Below are 17,245 nucleotides of genomic sequence, written 5' to 3' on the forward strand. Positions count from 1 at the left end.
AGTTCTTTTTCTATGATAAAATGCTATCTTTGTCCTCAAAATAATAGGTAAGATGAAACTTCGTTCACTCTATATCCTTTCTATTGTAGGGCTGCTACTGGTAATTGTGGTGCAGATTGGTGGTATGATGTATGCTTACGACAATACCAAGAAAGAGGCGGAACGCGCACTGAACGAATGTTTTCGTCTGGCTTTTATCGAAACGGTGGACAACGAGATTAATAATTTACCGTTTCCTGACATGACTATCCCTTTTTACTCGTATCTATCCAAAGACAGTATCAGGTCTTTCGAAGATGAGATGTTTTTAAACTATCAGCAGGCAGCTTCCTTTCTCGAAGATGTATATCATGTCGCCATTCCATTAGATGTGATGGCGAGGTTGGTAGAGAAGAAACTGAAATGGAAAAATATAGACCGGACTGTAAATATCCGTCCTGCGACGGACAGAAGCAAGCGTTCGGTATATGTACGGTTCAAGTCTGTTCTTTCGGAAAAAGCCTGGTTGAATGAGAAGAAAGGAGAGGCCATTGAAGCTGTCATGTTTTCTCCTTTTATACCGCTTGTCAAGGATATAGTCTTTTTGTTCCTTCCTACGCTTCTCTTGGTTGTTTTTCTGGTGTACAGTTGGGCCAGGCAAATGGATTCCATACTTAAACAAGGTAATGATATTGAGAAGCAGCGGTCTGCTTTTTATGTGCTGGCAGAGAAGATGAGGTTGCCGATAGGTGAGGTACGTAGTCAGATATCGGAGAGCCGGTGGGCAGATATAGAAGCCTCGGGGCAACATTTGCTGGACATGACAGAACATACGCTTACGGGAGCTAAGCAAAGCGAACGGCAGCGGCAGGTGCGCAAGCAATATTCTTTTAAAGTCTTTTCGATTGTCGGGTTGATTGCCGGCTGTCTGCTGATGGTAGTCTGGTTTGTCTATCTGTACCGTGCTTCTTTCAAAGAAACTGCCTATCAGGTAAATGATTGTTTTGAAGCAGCTTTTTATGACGAGGTCTTGAAACGCCGCCTTTCTTTGCTCTACGAACAGACTGATAGGGATGGAAAGGATGAATGGGAAGAGAGTGTTGAATCGCCTTTTGCAAAGGAGCAAAGGGAATTTCTGGAGAAAGAGCAGTCGAAGTATAAGGTGAACCGCTTTGGAGTGGTACATATGTACAATCCGGTCGATTTGAATTATCGACTACGCTCTGCTTTGATTATGCAGCGCAGCATCAATGAAAGCGGAATGGAACTTCCTCTCTCCGTGCAGTACCTCGATTCTGCTTTTGCTTCCAGGTTGGAAGCCTTGGGAATGACCTATAAGAGTGGTATCCGCCAGTACTACGCTCCCTCCGATAGTACAGTGGTGGAAGCAGGATATGCCTCGGCAAAATATCAGGATATTTCTTCCCGGTTTATACCGTTGAAGGAGGACAGCATCCTTTGTATACAAGGTGTGGTGAAGAATCCGTATCGCTACGTCATAAGTTCCGTATGGTATCTGTTTCTGCCTCTTTGGGTGATGTTTTTGGTGGTGTTGGACTGTATTCTCGGCCAGGTGAAAGTTTTGCGTACACAGCGGCATTTGGAGCAATTCCAGAAGGATTTTACTTATGCTATGATACACGACATGAAGTCTCCTCTGAGTTCCATCCTGATGGGAGCTCATATTCTGAATAGCGGCAAATTGTCCGGTAAGCCCGGAAAAGAAGAGAAATACCGGCAGGCGATGATGGAAGAGTGTGAGCATCTGCTTACCCTTTCCAATCGTGTACTGGTACTTACCAAGCTGGATGAGGGACATTTGGAACTCCATCAGGAAGAGGTGCCTTTGCGGCCTTTACTTGATGATATGATTGCCAAAATTTCTCTGAAAACCAGCAAAAGGGTAGAATTTACGACCGTTTATCATCGTTGTGAAATGGTGTATGCCGATGCCTTCTGTTTGCGTGAAGTGTTGGGCAATCTGCTGGACAATGCCATTAAATATTCCCATGAAGAGGTAAAGATAGATATTATTTGCGAATCGGAGAAAGGCTTCTGCAAGATAAAGGTGTGTGACAACGGATTGGGTATTCCCTTAAAAGACCAGTCTCTTATCTTCAACCGTTTTGAACGTTCTGCAGCAGTCGGGCGAAGTGGAAGGGGCGGTGCTGCAGGTTTTGGTCTGGGCCTGAATTATGTACAGCAGGTGATGCTGGCACATGGCGGCAGGGTAGAAGTGGAAAGTGAAGAGGGGTGCTTCAGTGAATTTACACTCTACTTTCCTATTGAGACTGTATAAATTTACCACACGTGGAGATTCAATCCTTCTGATTTGTCAGTAATATAGGAGTCTCCGCCGAATGAGCGTAATTGCCAGAGGATGTAAAGGTCGTCGAAACTCATGACAGCCAGTAATATTCCAAATCGTGTGACATCATAATTGCCACTTGTCATACCATATATAAGGGGCAATATACCCAGTAGCAGGAAGGGCAGCAGGCATGTGGTGCGATATTGCCACATGCGTATCGGCGAAAACAATCTGAACAACAGTTTATGTAGGAATAGATTTACCAGGACAGCTGCCAATATACACATGAAGAATCTGACCAGCGATAGATGGCTGGTTGTTTCTCCATGTATCGACTGAAACAGAATCAGCATTGGTACTGCAAATACTATGGCAGCTATGATGCCGTATTTATTAATCCTCTTGCCCGAAACTACTATCTCTGTCTCTTTTCGGCTTTTTGTTATTGAAATATCTGCTTTCATAGTGTGGATTTTTTGTATTGATGTTGCAAAGGTAGAGTGGGGCACATGCTTCATAAGTTATCGCTACGTTAATATTAGGTTAAGAGGCGTTGTTTTCCTCGTTTATTTTATAGCAATATGACTGTTGCATTCATTCTTTTCCTTATTTTTGCAATATATAATAAACGCATTATGATAAAGTTATTGTTGGTAGAAGACGATGCAAGCTTGAGATATATAGTTCAGGGAGGGTTGGAAGATATGATAGGCGGTTATGAAGTGATTACTGCCGCCAATGGCGAGGAGGGCTTGAAACAGTGGAAAGAACAACATCCTGATGTGATAGTATCTGATATAGAAATGCCCGTTATGAACGGTTACGAGATGGTGAAGCGTATCCGCGAGACAGATGGGGAAACTCCGATTCTGTTCTCCTCTGCCCTGATATCTCCTAAAGATGTGGTAAAAGGTTATGAAATCGGTGCCAATAACTATATAAAGAAACCGTTCATTCCCGAAGAACTGGATGCACATGTCCACGCCTTATTGAAGCTTTCCAAAGGCAAAAAATCGAAAGACACGAGTCAATGCTACAAGATAGGCAAGGAATATGTGTTGGATGCCACACATGCCACTTTGAAACATGCTTCGGGTGTAAACAAGACTTTGACTGTGCGCGAGACAGGTTTGTTGCAGATGCTTTGTGAGAAGCGGGGAGACGTTATCCGCCGGGAAGCTATCTTGGATAAATTCTGGAATACGGAAGATGATTACTTTGCTTCCCGCAGCCTGGATGTATTTGTGACGAGACTTCGGAAATTTCTTTCGGAAGACGAGTCGGTAACCATTAAAACAGTGAAAGGAGTAGGATTGATACTGATAGAAAATTAATAATGTATCCTTCTATATTGCAATAATTTAGCAGTACATGTACTGTTCTTCTGGTTTATTTTCGTTATTTTTGTATAGCAGTATTATATGAATATAAAGAAGGAGGGTATATGCGTATAAAACGGAAAGTCAGTATCTCTTGTCTTGGTGGTCGTTTGGGAATCTGCCTGCTGTTGGCTTTTGTGCCGCAATTGCTTTTTGCGCAGGAAGACAGTGTACGTTTCATTCGTGACAGTATACAGATACAGCCGGAATTCAATGAATCTCTATTCTCTCCTTTTGAGCTTCCTTCTGAAAACTCTGCCCCTTCTTCCATGTTTCATCCGGAGCACTCCTATTCCCTGCCCGATTTTTCACTGAAAGAGTCTCTTCGTCTGCCTTATCAGACCAATCCTTCCCTGCTATTTCGGGGAGATTACAGTACAAGCGGTGTATTAAGACAGTTTCCTCACGGTATGTTATTCGGTTCCGGTGGGCAGACCAGCGTATCGGGTATCGGACGTTTCAACAATGCTTCCCTGGGATATCAGCATGTCTTTAACCAAAGGCTGACGCTCCAGCTTGGCGTAGATGCCATGAAGATAAATATGATTCATTCCACCGGGCAGGCTTTCAATACTTCGGGAGCTTTGCGGTATCAGGCTTCGGACCGTGTAGCTTTTAAGGTTTTCGGTTCGTATGCCATAGGAAATACTTACGGGATGGATACCCACCGCTACGGTGCCACCATGTCTCTGGATATGTCCGAACGTTTTGGTATGGAAGTTGGAGTACAACGTTATTACGATGCTTATCGCGGTCGTTGGGAGACGGTTCCCGTTGTGATTCCCTATTATAATTTCGACAAGTTTAAATTAAGTCTGGATGTAGGTGGAATCTTGTATGAGATTCTGCGTAACACCGTCTTTGATAATAGAGGGGGCAGTGGCGGAGCGACTATTGCCCCACCACGTTTTCAGATGCCGCCATTGAGATAAGATAAGTATAAATCAGCTTTTTGTAGGGACAATCATCAAACAATTTACTACTGTTACATAATATTATTGCTAATGTAGAAATACTTTCATGATATTTCGTTTATTTTTTGTTTTGCTGTTCGTTTTTGTGCGGACAGTTGTCCGAAAATGGACATTACTATAAAATAGCTATTCTTTGATAATCAGTGATTTAATTCTTTGGCACGCAGATTGACTATATATAGGCGAAGGCGGTTATGAAACAACAACCTCCTCAGAGAAAGAAGTAATAACAATAAAAAATAACGATTATGAAAGCAACAGTATTTTCAAAAGCAGTGGTAATGATGGCAGTGGTAATGGCAAGTGTAATGAACTTTTCTGCAAGCGCGACAACTCCTGCCGATTATGTGAAAAACGAGGAGATGACCGGAGAACTGATGACCGCCAAGACTATCTTCCGCAATGAGGACGGACACCTTTTCCGTCACCTCCGCTACACTTACACTTATGACAGTGAGAACCGTGTGACGAGCAAGGAAGCTTTCAAGTGGGATAGCGTAAAGGAAGCCTGGGTGCCTTATTTCAAGCTGGATGTTGAATACACTGACAGTGAAGTTGAGTTGAACTATGCCCGTTGGAACAGTAGAACTAATGGTTACGACAGCTATACGCAAACTACCGTTTACGAACTGAATGACAGCAATGCGGCTTTGATGTTGGCAAGTACCAAATAAAGGATAATATATCAAATACAAAAGAGCCAAGTATCGTGAGGTGACACACCTTTGATACTTGGCTCTTTTTCGTTGAGGAAATGTATTATTGTTTCTCTGTTATCAGTCCGACAGCATAATTCAGCACTGTATCTTCATCCTTCATGAAATCTGCTACGGTTTGGGATACTTGATGATGGGGCGGTATGCCTATACCTTCCATGGGGAAACCTTTAGAAGAGACGTCCGGCTGGCGGGTAGGGATACGGAAATAGGTCCGCTGTTTGGTACAGAAAGGACGGGGGCCATTGCCGGTATCCCCTCCGGTAGCTTCGCCGATGAGGGTGACATTTCCGCTTTCCTTCATGTCGAGTGTGAAGCTCTCGGCAGCAGAGAGCGTATATGTGTCGGTCAGCAGATAGATTTTACCTTTATAGGCGTCGGCTTCGGGCTGCATGATGTAGCTCTTGCTGACGCAGTGTGGTTGTGCTTCGCGGATGAAGTACTTGCAGATGTTTACTCCATTCATGCTGTTTCCTCCGCCGTTTCTACGTACGTCTATAATGAGGTATGGTAAATCCTTGACTTTGGGATAGACCGCCTTGAAATCTTCCATGACGGGGTTCATCATGGTTTTGATGGTAAGGTAACCAATGCTGTCTTGTAATATCCTGCTCTCCACAGTTTGTTCTTCGTTATCCGGAAAATAGTCCCTTTGTTTCAAGGGAAGGGTGACGGTCAGAGTATCGCCCCCTCTCAGCAGTGTATAGTTTCTTAGGGTGTCTGCATAACTACGGAACGCATCATAGGCTGTACGGAGCCGTCTGTGGGGGACGGTAGATGCTTCGGTATATTTTTCGTTCTGTTCAATCCATTGTTTATAGGGGAGTCCGTTGATAGCTATAATCCGGTCTTTGTCCTGGAAGCCGTATTCTGTCAGATAGTCACTGGGTTTGTCAACGAACAAGGAATCCTCTATAAAGGCTACGCGCTGATTGGCTGTGTACCTCTTGTAGCAGGTAATGGCGTGGGCGCATTGTAAGGCAGAGATGTATTCCTGCACTATCAGTCCGTAGTCTGTGGTGGTCTGCGCCTGGCGAACGCGGGCGTCACAAGCTTGATACAATGAATCCATATTCAGATGCTTGGCCTGGTATAATGAATAATTCTCCATGACAATCTGGTGTATTTCTTTGAAATCTTCTTCAAACTGCGAGGGGGGTAACGGTAGTTCCGCGATGTAGAAGTTTTCTACATCAATCTGCTTGTCATTATAGAAATAGTTGGCATAAACATACAAACCACACCAAATGGTTGCCAGTACAGCCATTACGATGACTATTACTTTTGAAATTTTTTTCAGAATCTTCATGTTTTATAGAGTTTAGTCGATATTTGCTTTTTCGGCAAAAATAGTAATAATTTTTGTTAATCTTATTTTTCTAACTCCTTATTTGCCAATAATGGTAACATGGAGGTAACTAACTGAGCTTCAAGTGCCTTCTTGTACGATGTCTGGTAGTTGGCTAACTTTGCAGCCGTAAATCAAAACATACTAAGGAGAAGTGATTATGAAGAACTATCAGAAAGTAAATGTGCCTGCAGGCGAGGCACGTGTCGAGTTGCACGATTCATTGAATCTGACTGGTGCAGAAGTATCTATCAGCAATTTGCCGGCTGGTGCAGGAGTACCTTTTGTGCATTCGCACAAGCAAAATGAAGAAATTTATGCCGTCCTCTCCGGACGCGGCACCATGGTGGTTGACGGAGAAACCGTAGAACTGCAGGCGGGTGACTGGCTTCGCGTGGCTCCGGCAGGAGAACGCCAATTGTCGGCTGCGGCAGACAGCGCCATCAGTGTGATTTGTATTCAGGTGAAAGCCGGCTCTCTGGAAGGCTTTACGATGACGGACGGTGTGGTGAAGTAAGAGGAAGTCACACAAGTAGAATTAAGGTGATAGGGGATGGTCTGTGGTGCAGGCTATTCCCTATTGTCATATGATGTGCAGTGATTTATTGACTGCGATTTGTTTTAAGTCAAAATAATCATATATTTTGTACTATACCTAAGAAAACAGACTATGTCAACTGATGCAATAAAACAGAAATTATGATTAAATTGAAGAAAGAGCATTGTTTCTGTCACATAACGAGGACCCAATCAAAGAGCTTAAAACTAAAAATTGAAAACATAATATCATGACCCAGCATAATGCCATCAAGCTTTTCGAAGCGAAGAAAGTCCGAACCGTTTGGGACGACATAGAAGAAAGATGGTACTTCTCAATAGTAGATGTGGTGACAGTCTGCTGTATGCCTATCCAGTTACGTCTCCGATAGATTGGAAAAGGAAAGATATAAGAGGAAACGTGTTTTCATTTTGTTCTTGTTTTGGGCGCAAAAGTAATAAATATCTCCGTTAACCTAACATTAACGTAACGATAACCTAAAAGCTTTTTACCACCTCCTATCTTTGCAATGTCGAAAGGGAACAACTCCCCCAAAGACAAGAACTTGAAACAAAATGTATAACTTAAAAAATAGAACCATTATGAAGACTTTAGTAATTTCAGCAATCATCGCAATGACCTCTTTAGTAAACGTAGTAAGCGCAGCAGCCGTTAACCGTACAGACAACTTTGCCTATAATACCGAAACCAACGACGGCCGTGTGGAAACACAAACCGTATTCAAAGTGGAGAATCAGAAATTCCTGCACCGCCACCTGAAGTACAATTACATTTACGACAACTCCGGTCGCATCTCCCAAAAAGAAGTGCTGAAATGGAACGAATCCACGCAAAGCTTTGAGAAGCACCACAGTCTTAACTTCTTCTATACGGACGACGTCACTGTGGAATACGCCCTCTGGAACGAGCAAAGCAATGCCTACACCGACATCAAGCAGAAAGCCGTCTATCGGCAGACCGACAGCAGTGTCTTGCGCTACCTCAGTTACGAATGGGACGAAAAGAACAATGACTGGAGCTTGACAGCACCATCACATGACGGGTGAATCTGTGCAGTTATTGGCAGAGAAATAAGAAAACACGATTTCTATTCTATTTATTTTAAAAACCAAGACATTATGGCAATATTATTTCGCAAACACGAACGTTTAAGTAATTTGGCACAGAATTCTGTAAAAAGGTATATCCTACAATTATATATAAATACAGCAATCCGGCAAGACTGAAAGAAGTGGCAAAGGAAATCAGCACCATGTCCAGTGGGAGTGAGGGTAATTCCTATAGTGTGCTGAAAGTTATCTGAAGAAATCACTGTTGGCAGGTCGTATCGTGACTGAGTAAATTCTGAAAATATAGAGACTATGGGCCTCCTTTCTACACTGTGTGCGGGAGGGAGGCCTTCTTCTCTTCCAAAAATAACGGATTGCCTTTCTTGAACAAACAATTATAAATATCTTTGGAGCATTATTCACTCATTAAACTAACAGAAAACACCATGAAAGTCACAAACAAATCAACAGTGAGAGTAGGCGCGGCAGGAGTCGCAGTCATTGGAATTATAGTATTGTTCTTGGTCATGTTTGCCGTGGAGCGTATTGATTCGGGACAGACGGGCATCATCGTCAATCTGGCCGGTAGTGAGCGTGGAGTAGATGATGCCAAGGTGGAGACCGGATGGGTGGTTTACAACCGTTTTGCCAAGCAGCTATTCGAATATCCTGCATTTGCGCAGATTGTAGACTACGAACCTTTCGACATTCAGGACAAGAAGGGAACCATCTTCAAGACAGACCCTACTATAGAATACTTCATTGAGCGGGAGGATGCCAAAGTAGTTTTTCTACGCTATCGCAAGACTACCGAAGAATTGGAACAGAGTGTTATCCTGACGGAAGTGAAGAACGCTTATAAGGACGTGGCAGGACTCTATGAGACGGATTCGCTCATCAACAACCGTCCGGCTTTCGAGAAGGAGGTGGAGGCATTACTGAAGGAGCGTCTCAGTACCCGTGGCTTTACGTTTACCAACATACAGTCGTCCGTGAAACCCAACGATGTGCTGCAAGCTGCCATTGACGAAAAGAATACTGCTGTGCAGAATGCCTTGAAGGTGGAGAATGAAAAGAAAGCCGCTATAGCCGAGGCGGAAAAGGTAGTAGCTGCCGCCAAGGGTAAGGCAGATGCCAACCGTATCCTTCAACAAAGCATCACGCCGGAATTGATTCAACTAAAGGCTGTGGAGAAATGGGACGGGAAATTGCCGTTGTCTACCGGTGGAAATACGTTGCCATTCCTGAAGTTGCAATGACAATCTCTATGAGACCCCATTGGCAACTTGATTCTTTTGGGGAGGTACTGATTGTGTGCGCGGATAATCACAAATAAATCAAGCGGTAAGCCATCTATCTCTCTATTTGCTAAGATTTATTCGTCCGATACTTGTTGAATTATCGTCCGACAATTGTCGGACGATAATTCAACAAGTATCGGACGAATAAGTTTTAGTAAGCAAGAATTTAAAATGCAGTATTGCAGGAATTGTTGCTTAAATAGGGAATGTAGTAAATGGGAGACAACTGTTGCTCATCCTTGTTGGGATCGCATGAACAAGGTTTTCAAGAAGATAAAGGGCGTTTCGCCGAGTGAATATGTACTTTTGTAAGGGAAAAGGGGAAAGATACGAAAGGTATGGGCATAAAAAAAGGAGTACCGCTGTACTCCAACCTTTGTTAACCTTAAATCTAATACTATGAAAAACACATTGCAAAGGTACGGACTTTTTGCTTATCTCCAAATAAAGCAAATAAAAAAGGCTGTTTTATAACATGTTTTAGGAAAATACGTCTCTTTGTTAAGGCTTGCTAAGGTTTTGAAGCCTCTACGCAGCTGTTTTCTAAAAAAGAATTATCTTTGTCACATTAAGTTTTGGGCCTTACTTGACGATTTTCTGCTCTCTTGGCTCAAAATCCTGGAAATTAAAAATTAAAGACTTGTATGCACGAAGATATTGTCCTTACCCCGATGATGAAACAGTTCCTCGACTTGAAGGCAAAGCATCCCGATGCTGTCATGCTGTTTCGTTGTGGTGACTTCTATGAAACCTATTCCACCGATGCCGTCGTCGCGTCCGAAATCCTCGGTATTACCTTGACCAAACGTGCCAACGGCAAGGGGAAAACCATCGAAATGGCGGGCTTTCCGCATCATGCACTCGACACCTATCTGCCCAAGCTGATACGTGCCGGCAAGCGCGTGGCCATCTGCGACCAGTTGGAGGACCCGAAGTTGACAAAGAAACTCGTAAAGCGGGGCATCACGGAGCTGGTGACGCCGGGAGTCTCCATCAACGACAATGTGCTGAACTACCGGGAGAACAACTTTCTGGCTGCCGTACACTTCGGCAAGGGTGCCTGCGGTGTGGCTTTCCTGGACATATCTACGGGCGAATTTCTGACGGCGGAAGGCCCTTTCGACTATGTGGACAAGTTGCTGAACAACTTTGCCCCCAAAGAGGTGCTTTTCGAGCGTGGCAAGCGGTTGATGTTCGAAGGGAACTTCGGCAGCAAGTTCTTCACTTTCGAGCTGGACGACTGGGTGTTTACCGAGACTTCCGCCCGCGAGAAGCTGCTGAAGCATTTCGAGGTGAAGAACCTGAAAGGTTTCGGTGTGGAGCATCTCAAGAACGGTATCATCGCTTCGGGAGCTATCCTGCAATACCTCATCATGACGCAGCATACGCAGATAGGGCATGTCACTTCGCTGGCACGCATCGAGGAGGATAAGTACGTCCGTCTGGATAAGTTCACAGTGCGCAGCCTGGAGCTGATGGGGTCGATGAACGACGGCGGTAGCAGTCTGCTGAATGTGATAGACAAGACCATCAGCCCGATGGGTGCCCGCCTGCTGAAACGCTGGCTGGTATTCCCGTTGAAGGACGTGCAGCCGATTAACGAACGGCTGAATGTAGTGGAATACTTCTTCCGCCAGCCCGATTTCAAGGAGTTGATAGAGGAGCAACTGCATTTGATAGGTGACTTGGAGCGCATCATCTCCAAAGTGGCGGTAGGCCGTGTCTCTCCGCGTGAGGTAGTGGCGCTGAAGGTGGCTTTGCAGGCGATAGAACCCATCAAAGCGGCTTGCATGGATGCCGATAATGCCAGCTTGAATCATATAGGCGAGCAGTTGAACATCTGCCAGTCCATCCGCGACCGCATAGACCGGGAGATAGACAATGACCCGCCGTTGCTGATTAATAAGGGCGGTGTCATCAAGTCCGGTGTTAGTGCCGAGTTGGACGAGTTGCGCCAGATAGCCTACTCCGGTAAGGATTATCTGTTGCAGATACAGCAGCGCGAGAGTGAGCTGACGGAGATTCCCAGCTTGAAGATAGGCTACAACAATGTCTTCGGTTATTACATCGAAGTGCGCAACACGCATAAGGACAAAGTGCCGGCAGAGTGGATACGCAAGCAGACCCTTGCCAATGCCGAACGCTACATTACCCAGGAATTGAAGGAGTACGAGGAGAAGATTCTCGGTGCGGAGGACAAGATACTGGTACTGGAAACACAACTCTATGCAGAATTGGTGCAATCATTGAGCGAGTTCATCCCCGCCATTCAAATCAATGCGAACCAGATAGCGCGTCTGGACTGCCTGCTCTCCTTTGCCACGGCAGCGCGCGAGAACAACTATATACGCCCCGTCATTGCCGACGACGACGTACTGGAAATCCGCCAGGGGCGCCACCCGGTGATTGAGAAGCAACTCCCCATCGGCGAGAAGTATATTGCCAATGATGTGATGCTGGATAGCCAGACGCAGCAGATTATCATCATTACGGGTCCCAACATGGCGGGTAAGTCTGCTTTGCTGAGGCAGACGGCGCTGATTACGCTGCTGGCTCAAATCGGCAGTTTTGTGCCTGCGGAGAGTGCCCATATCGGGTTGGTGGATAAGATATTCACCCGTGTAGGTGCCAGCGATAATATTTCCGTGGGCGAGTCTACCTTTATGGTGGAGATGAACGAGGCGGCGGATATCCTGAACAACCTTTCTCCCCGCAGCCTGGTGCTGTTCGACGAGCTGGGGCGCGGTACTTCTACATATGATGGTATTTCCATCGCCTGGGCGATTGTGGAGCATATACACGAGCATCCCAAGGCAAAAGCCCGAACCTTGTTTGCCACGCACTACCATGAGCTGAATGAGATGGAGAAGAGCTTCAAGCGTATAAAGAACTACAACGTTTCGGTGAAGGAGATAGATAACAAAGTCATCTTCCTGCGCAAATTGGAGCGCGGTGGCAGCGAACACTCCTTCGGTATTCATGTAGCCAAAATGGCGGGTATGCCCAAAAGCATCGTGAAGCGTGCCAATGACATTCTGAAACAACTGGAAACAGACAACCGCCAGCAGGGGATTTCCAGCAAACCGATGGTGGAAGTGGGAGAGACACGCGGTGGTATGCAGCTCAGCTTCTTTCAGCTCGACGACCCGGTGCTGTGCCAGATACGCGATGAGATACTGAATCTGGATGTGAATAACTTGACGCCGCTGGAGGCACTGAACAAGCTGAATGATATTAAGCGGATAGTGAAGGGAAAGTGATTTTTACTTATAGGAGAAAACGTGGAATTTCAGGACTTGTACAAGTTTTTGCACAAGCCCTGAAACTCCATGGTTAATAGTTTTTCCTCTAAAATTATTCTTCCAAGATTATCTCTAATTCTGCTATGGCAGCTTTCTTTCCTTTGTCATGGGCCGATAATCCCAATAGTTTCACATAGCGTGCCCGGCAAGGAGTAAATTCTATAGTTTGCGTTGCTGTACCTATATGGAAGGTGCCATAGATAATGGGCTGCCCCCAATTTTTTCCATCTTTGCTTGCATATACTTCATAGGAAGCTATCCGTCCTTCTTCGCTATCTTGTCGCGGAGTGTAGCGGATACCCTTTATAGTGGCCTCTTTGGATAGGGAAAGATGTATCTCATGAGGGTAGGGAGCTATGTAGAATTGGTTGTGTACCGTGTGCCAATAGGTGTTTATGTTACCGTCTGCCGCCAGCTTCATGCTGTTGTCTGCATCGCTGTCTACGGAGACCACTATTTGTCTCTGGGATGCTCCGCTGATGTTTTTCAGGATGCTCACATTCAGTTCGGCTGCCGAAGCCCATTTCCTGCCGTGCATTTCGGACAAGGGAACGAATTTGAAGTAACGGGCAGTGACGGGTGTTTCCAATGTTATGGTTTGGGCAGACGTCAGATTGGAGAATGTACCTTTGACGGTGCTTTCCCAATTTTTTCCGTCTTTGCTGAAGCTTAGCTCGTAGTCTTTGACGTGTCCGTTATCATTGGAATGTCGTGCTGTGTAGATGAATTTGTCCACTACCAGTAGGGAAGCCATGTCTACCACAATGCTGTGTGGAAACTCTGGAATGGGTTCGTGCCAACGGGTGTGCCAATACGTGGAAGGGTCCCCATCGATGGCGTTTTGCGCCTCTTCTCCTTGGCTGTCGCTGCTGGAGGAGACCACCTTCCATGCCGAGTGGTCTACGAATATGGGTAGTTCCATAGTAGTGACCAGGCTCTTGCCTAATTTTCCAGAAACAGCGTATGTTTGTATCTTTCCACCGTCAATGAACTCGAATGGAGCTGTGTATTCCCGGTATTCGTTACCGTTAAGGCTGTAGAAGATGGTCGCGTCCGGAGTTCCGGTACTCATTTGCAGGTAACCGTTGTTATCGCGTTCTACCATTACGGGCATGCATGCAGGCATCTGTACGCGTGCTTTCTTGGTAAGCTCACTTTGCGTGTAGCTTCTTTCCAAAGGCATCATGATGAAGCTGAATGCTACGGGAGTTGCTTGCAGTTCGTATTTTTTCATCGGGCCTGGACCGCAGCTTGCGTTGCCCAGAGGACGATTGTGGGCATCAAGACAAAGAACTGTCTCCTTGCGCATCGGGATGTCGTATTTGTGAATCAGTTTTTGCAGATGGTCGGGGTCTGCCATGTCTTGTGCTCTGACATGCAGGGCAGAAGCCGCCATTTGGTCGCCTGCCACGAAAACGAAGCCCATACCGTCGGCGTTGGTGATGGAAATCCAGCGTACCTCTTCATGGTTACCCATCTCCTGAGGCTTTACATAGTTCACCCATTGGTCGGATACTGTACTTTCGTATACGCCTATTGGGGTGGCATCCTTGCGGTCTACGTAGTTTTCCCATGGGCCACGTCCATACCAACGCATACGCTCGAAGCCTTCGGGCAGTTCCATTCGATAGCCCACACGCGGAATGATTTCGCTGTCGGATACCGGGATGATGACACTGTTCACCATGATGGAACCATCGGCATTTACGGTGTATTCTATTTCTGTGCGATACTCAAAACCGAGTTTACCTTTGTGGCAGTTCCGGATGTGCAGGATTATTCTGTCCTCTTCTTGGTGGGTTTCCCATTTGCCGGTTTCCGCTTGCAGCTGGTAAAGGCCTTTGCGTTGCCAATCGCCACTTACCTGTTTATCGTTGTCGGTGGGAGCACGGAAGAGGTTCAGTTCGAGTCCTTTACTTATCAGGGGGATATTATTCAATGTATATGCCGATAAAGTTCCTTCTTCCTTGGAGAAGACAGCTTCAAAACGTTCACCTTTCACCACCAATGCGTCGGCAGTTTCGTTTAGATTGATGTTTCCTTTTTCGGGTACGAATATAGGTTTCTCGCTGCTTGATAGCTTGAATTGTTCGGTGGCTACCTCGTAGTCGGCTTTTGCCCATTCGGTATCTCTTTTTTGGCAGAAACTGAAATTGATAAAGTATTCTGCTCCGGGTACCTTCGTTGCGGGTATGTCTGGCAGGGTGATGACTTTGCTTGCCTGTGCTTCCAGCTTCAAATCTTCCAGATTGCCTGAGCAGACGGTCCTTCCATCTTCCGTTATTTCGTATCTCCCGTAGAGGTCTTCCATATTGGCATGGAATCGCTTGTTGCTGATTCTATATTTGCCATTCCCTAATGCTTCTATGCGGATGGGTTGATGTATCTTCTTCATTTCATAGGATTTGGCAGATAATGTACGGTCGGAGAAGATGACGCCGTTGGTACAGAAGTTACCGTCGTTGGGCTTGTCACCAAAGTCACCGCCTACGGCCATGTAGAAGCCTTTGCCGTCGGGAGTGGGCATACGCAGGCTTTGGTCCACCCAATCCCAAATGAAACCTCCGATGAGTGCCGGATAGCGTTCGTAGGTTTCCCAGTATTCCTTGAAGTTTCCTATGGAATTTCCCATGGCATGGGCATACTCGCATACTACGTGAGGTTTCACGATCTCGCCCTTTTGTATTTTCTCCAATCGTTCACGGCCTACGTTTTCCAGCCAGTCCACACTTGGGTACATGCAACTGGTCACGTCGCAGAAGGAACTGTTTCCCTCGTAGTGGGTGGGGCGGGTAGTATCCAAACGTTTGATGGCCTTTTCAGCAGTGGAGAAGTTGTTTCCGTTTCCCGATTCGTTGCCCATGGACCACATTACGATGGAAGCGTGGTTACGGAAACGTTTCACTTGGTTCTCGTTGCGCTCGGTGAATGATTTTTCCCACTGTGGCTCGTGTGAGAGACGCATTTCGCCGTGGCACTCTACATTGGCTTCTGCCAATACATAGATGCCATAGCGGTCGCATAGGTCGTAAAAGTAAGGGTTGTTGGGGTAATGGGAGGTACGGACAGCATTTACGTTCAGCGCTTTCATTAGTTGTACGTCCTTTTCCATCTCTTCTTTGGAGACGGTACGGCCATTCAATGGGCTGTGATCGTGGCGGTTGACACCTTTGAAAAGAGTGGGTTTGCCGTTAATCAGCAGTTGTCCGTTTTTGGCAAACTCTATTTCGCGGAAGCCTACCTTTACACTACGTAGGTCTGTCACTTTTCCCTTCTGTTTTAGGGTCAGGGTCAGGTTGTAGAGGCTGGGTGTTTCGGCTGTCCATTTCAGTGGGTTCTCCACATCGAATTCCAGATGGGTACTACCTGTTTTTGTGGCGTGGATAGTGCGTGATAGCACTTCCTTTCCTTCTGTGTCGGAGAGCTTCACTATGAGTTCGGCAGAACTTTTCTTACCGGTGATTTCCACGTCCAAAAAAACTGTAGCATTACGATAATCTCCGTCCAAGTCGGTTCGGAAGAAGAAGTCCCTAATTTGCGTGCGTGGTGCTGACCATAGGAATACATCGCGGAAGATACCGCTGAACCGCCAGAAATCTTGACATTCAAGAAAACTTCCATCGGTGAAACGGTACACTTCAACTGCCAATGTGTTTTTTCCTTCTTGTAAATAGGGAGTCAGATTGAACTCGGCAGGTAAGTAGCTGTCTTCTGAATAGCCCACTTTTTTACCGTTCAACCAAAGATAGAAACCTGCTTCCACTCCATTGAAGCGAATAAATACATCTCTGCCCTTCCAAGATGTGGGCAAAGTGAATTCACGTCGGTAACTGCCTACGGGATTGGGCATGTTGGCAAAAGTATAGTCTGCCGGGCGAGGTTGGATGACGTTGGGCCATTGTACTCCTTTACTGTAATCACAGAAAGGGTAAATGGTATTACAATACAAAGGCTTGTCCCAGGGCTTGTTATGGCGTACAGCCTCTATCTGCCATGTGGCGGGCACTTTGATGTTATCCCAGTCACTTACGTCGTAGTCGGGCTTGAAGAAATCCTTCGGCCGTTTTTCGGGGTCGGCCACCCAATGGAATTTCCATGTACCGTTCAGAGTTTGATAATAGGGGGATTCCTCGATGCTCAGGCGTAGGGCTTGTCCTTCGTCGGCAAAGGGAATGGCGGTTTGGCATGCCGTTTCTTTGTTCACTCCCGAAATGTTCAGGTCATTCCATTCGGGCTGTTCGTGAGTTTGTGCTGTTGCGGCTGCGGTAGCAAGCAGCCCGGTGAATGCGATACTCAAAAAAGAGCTTCTTTTCATAAATGCAGATGG

The 17,245-nt window shown here is 45.9% G+C and carries 12 protein-coding genes; 9 read left to right on the forward strand and 3 right to left on the reverse strand.

The window, feature by feature from the left end; translation table 11 throughout:
* Positions 1 to 52: 52 nt before the first annotated feature.
* Entirely contained in the window at positions 53 to 2,278 is a 2,226-nt protein-coding gene (locus CSD97_RS02090; RefSeq protein ID WP_008662206.1) for a HAMP domain-containing sensor histidine kinase, read from the forward strand.
* Between the two features lie 2 nt (positions 2,279 to 2,280).
* Here the strand turns inward: CSD97_RS02090 and CSD97_RS02095 are convergent, their stop codons facing one another.
* A complete protein-coding gene (locus CSD97_RS02095; RefSeq protein ID WP_244284009.1) occupies positions 2,281 to 2,754 on the reverse strand; it encodes a metalloprotease family protein in 474 nt (157 codons plus the stop codon).
* A gap of 171 nt (positions 2,755 to 2,925) precedes the next feature.
* Between CSD97_RS02095 and CSD97_RS02100 the strand changes: the two genes are divergently transcribed.
* The 3 genes from CSD97_RS02100 (at position 2,926) to CSD97_RS02110 (ending at position 5,317) form a co-directional block, all read left to right on the forward strand.
* Positions 2,926 to 3,624, forward strand: coding sequence for a response regulator transcription factor (locus CSD97_RS02100; protein WP_034532712.1), 699 nt, complete (start codon positions 2,926 to 2,928; stop codon positions 3,622 to 3,624).
* Between the two features lie 110 nt (positions 3,625 to 3,734).
* On the forward strand, positions 3,735 to 4,601 hold the full coding sequence (locus CSD97_RS02105) for a hypothetical protein (RefSeq protein WP_098031900.1): 867 nt from the start codon (positions 3,735 to 3,737) through the stop codon (positions 4,599 to 4,601).
* A 290-nt stretch (positions 4,602 to 4,891) separates the two neighbouring features.
* Positions 4,892 to 5,317, forward strand: a complete 426-nt coding sequence (locus CSD97_RS02110) for a DUF3836 domain-containing protein (protein WP_005824804.1) — start codon at positions 4,892 to 4,894, stop codon at positions 5,315 to 5,317.
* An 85-nt stretch (positions 5,318 to 5,402) separates the two neighbouring features.
* On the opposite strand, the gene CSD97_RS02115 is transcribed toward CSD97_RS02110, so the two are convergent.
* Positions 5,403 to 6,668, reverse strand: coding sequence for a S41 family peptidase (locus tag CSD97_RS02115; protein ID WP_005833947.1), 1,266 nt, complete (start codon positions 6,666 to 6,668; stop codon positions 5,403 to 5,405).
* 199 nt (positions 6,669 to 6,867) lie between these two features.
* Between CSD97_RS02115 and CSD97_RS02120 the strand changes: the two genes are divergently transcribed.
* The 5 genes from CSD97_RS02120 to mutS all read left to right on the forward strand — a co-directional run bounded on the left by CSD97_RS02120 (position 6,868) and on the right by mutS (position 12,876).
* Positions 6,868 to 7,224: a cupin domain-containing protein gene (locus CSD97_RS02120; protein WP_005824807.1), complete on the forward strand. Its 357-nt coding sequence runs from the start codon at positions 6,868 to 6,870 to the stop codon at positions 7,222 to 7,224.
* A gap of 271 nt (positions 7,225 to 7,495) precedes the next feature.
* On the forward strand, positions 7,496 to 7,636 hold the full coding sequence (locus CSD97_RS18890; protein WP_005824809.1) for a hypothetical protein: 141 nt from the start codon (positions 7,496 to 7,498) through the stop codon (positions 7,634 to 7,636).
* 211 nt (positions 7,637 to 7,847) lie between these two features.
* A complete protein-coding gene (locus tag CSD97_RS02125) occupies positions 7,848 to 8,312 on the forward strand; it encodes a DUF3836 domain-containing protein (protein WP_117719961.1) in 465 nt (154 codons plus the stop codon).
* Positions 8,313 to 8,761: 449 nt separating this feature from the next.
* Positions 8,762 to 9,574 carry an SPFH domain-containing protein gene (locus CSD97_RS02130; RefSeq protein ID WP_005824816.1) on the forward strand — a complete coding sequence of 271 codons (813 nt, stop codon included), beginning with the start codon at positions 8,762 to 8,764 and terminating at the stop codon, positions 9,572 to 9,574.
* A 686-nt stretch (positions 9,575 to 10,260) separates the two neighbouring features.
* On the forward strand, positions 10,261 to 12,876 hold the full coding sequence (gene mutS, locus CSD97_RS02140; RefSeq protein WP_098031901.1) for a DNA mismatch repair protein MutS: 2,616 nt from the start codon (positions 10,261 to 10,263) through the stop codon (positions 12,874 to 12,876).
* Between the two features lie 94 nt (positions 12,877 to 12,970).
* On the opposite strand, the gene CSD97_RS02145 is transcribed toward mutS, so the two are convergent.
* Positions 12,971 to 17,233 (reverse strand): glycoside hydrolase family 2 TIM barrel-domain containing protein, encoded by a 4,263-nt coding sequence (locus CSD97_RS02145; protein WP_098031902.1) that lies wholly within the window; start codon positions 17,231 to 17,233, stop codon positions 12,971 to 12,973.
* Positions 17,234 to 17,245 lie beyond the last annotated feature (12 nt).

This window comes from Bacteroides sp. AR29 (assembly GCF_900217715.1).
In the GTDB taxonomy this organism is placed as follows: Bacteria; Bacteroidota; Bacteroidia; order Bacteroidales; family Bacteroidaceae; genus Bacteroides; species Bacteroides uniformis.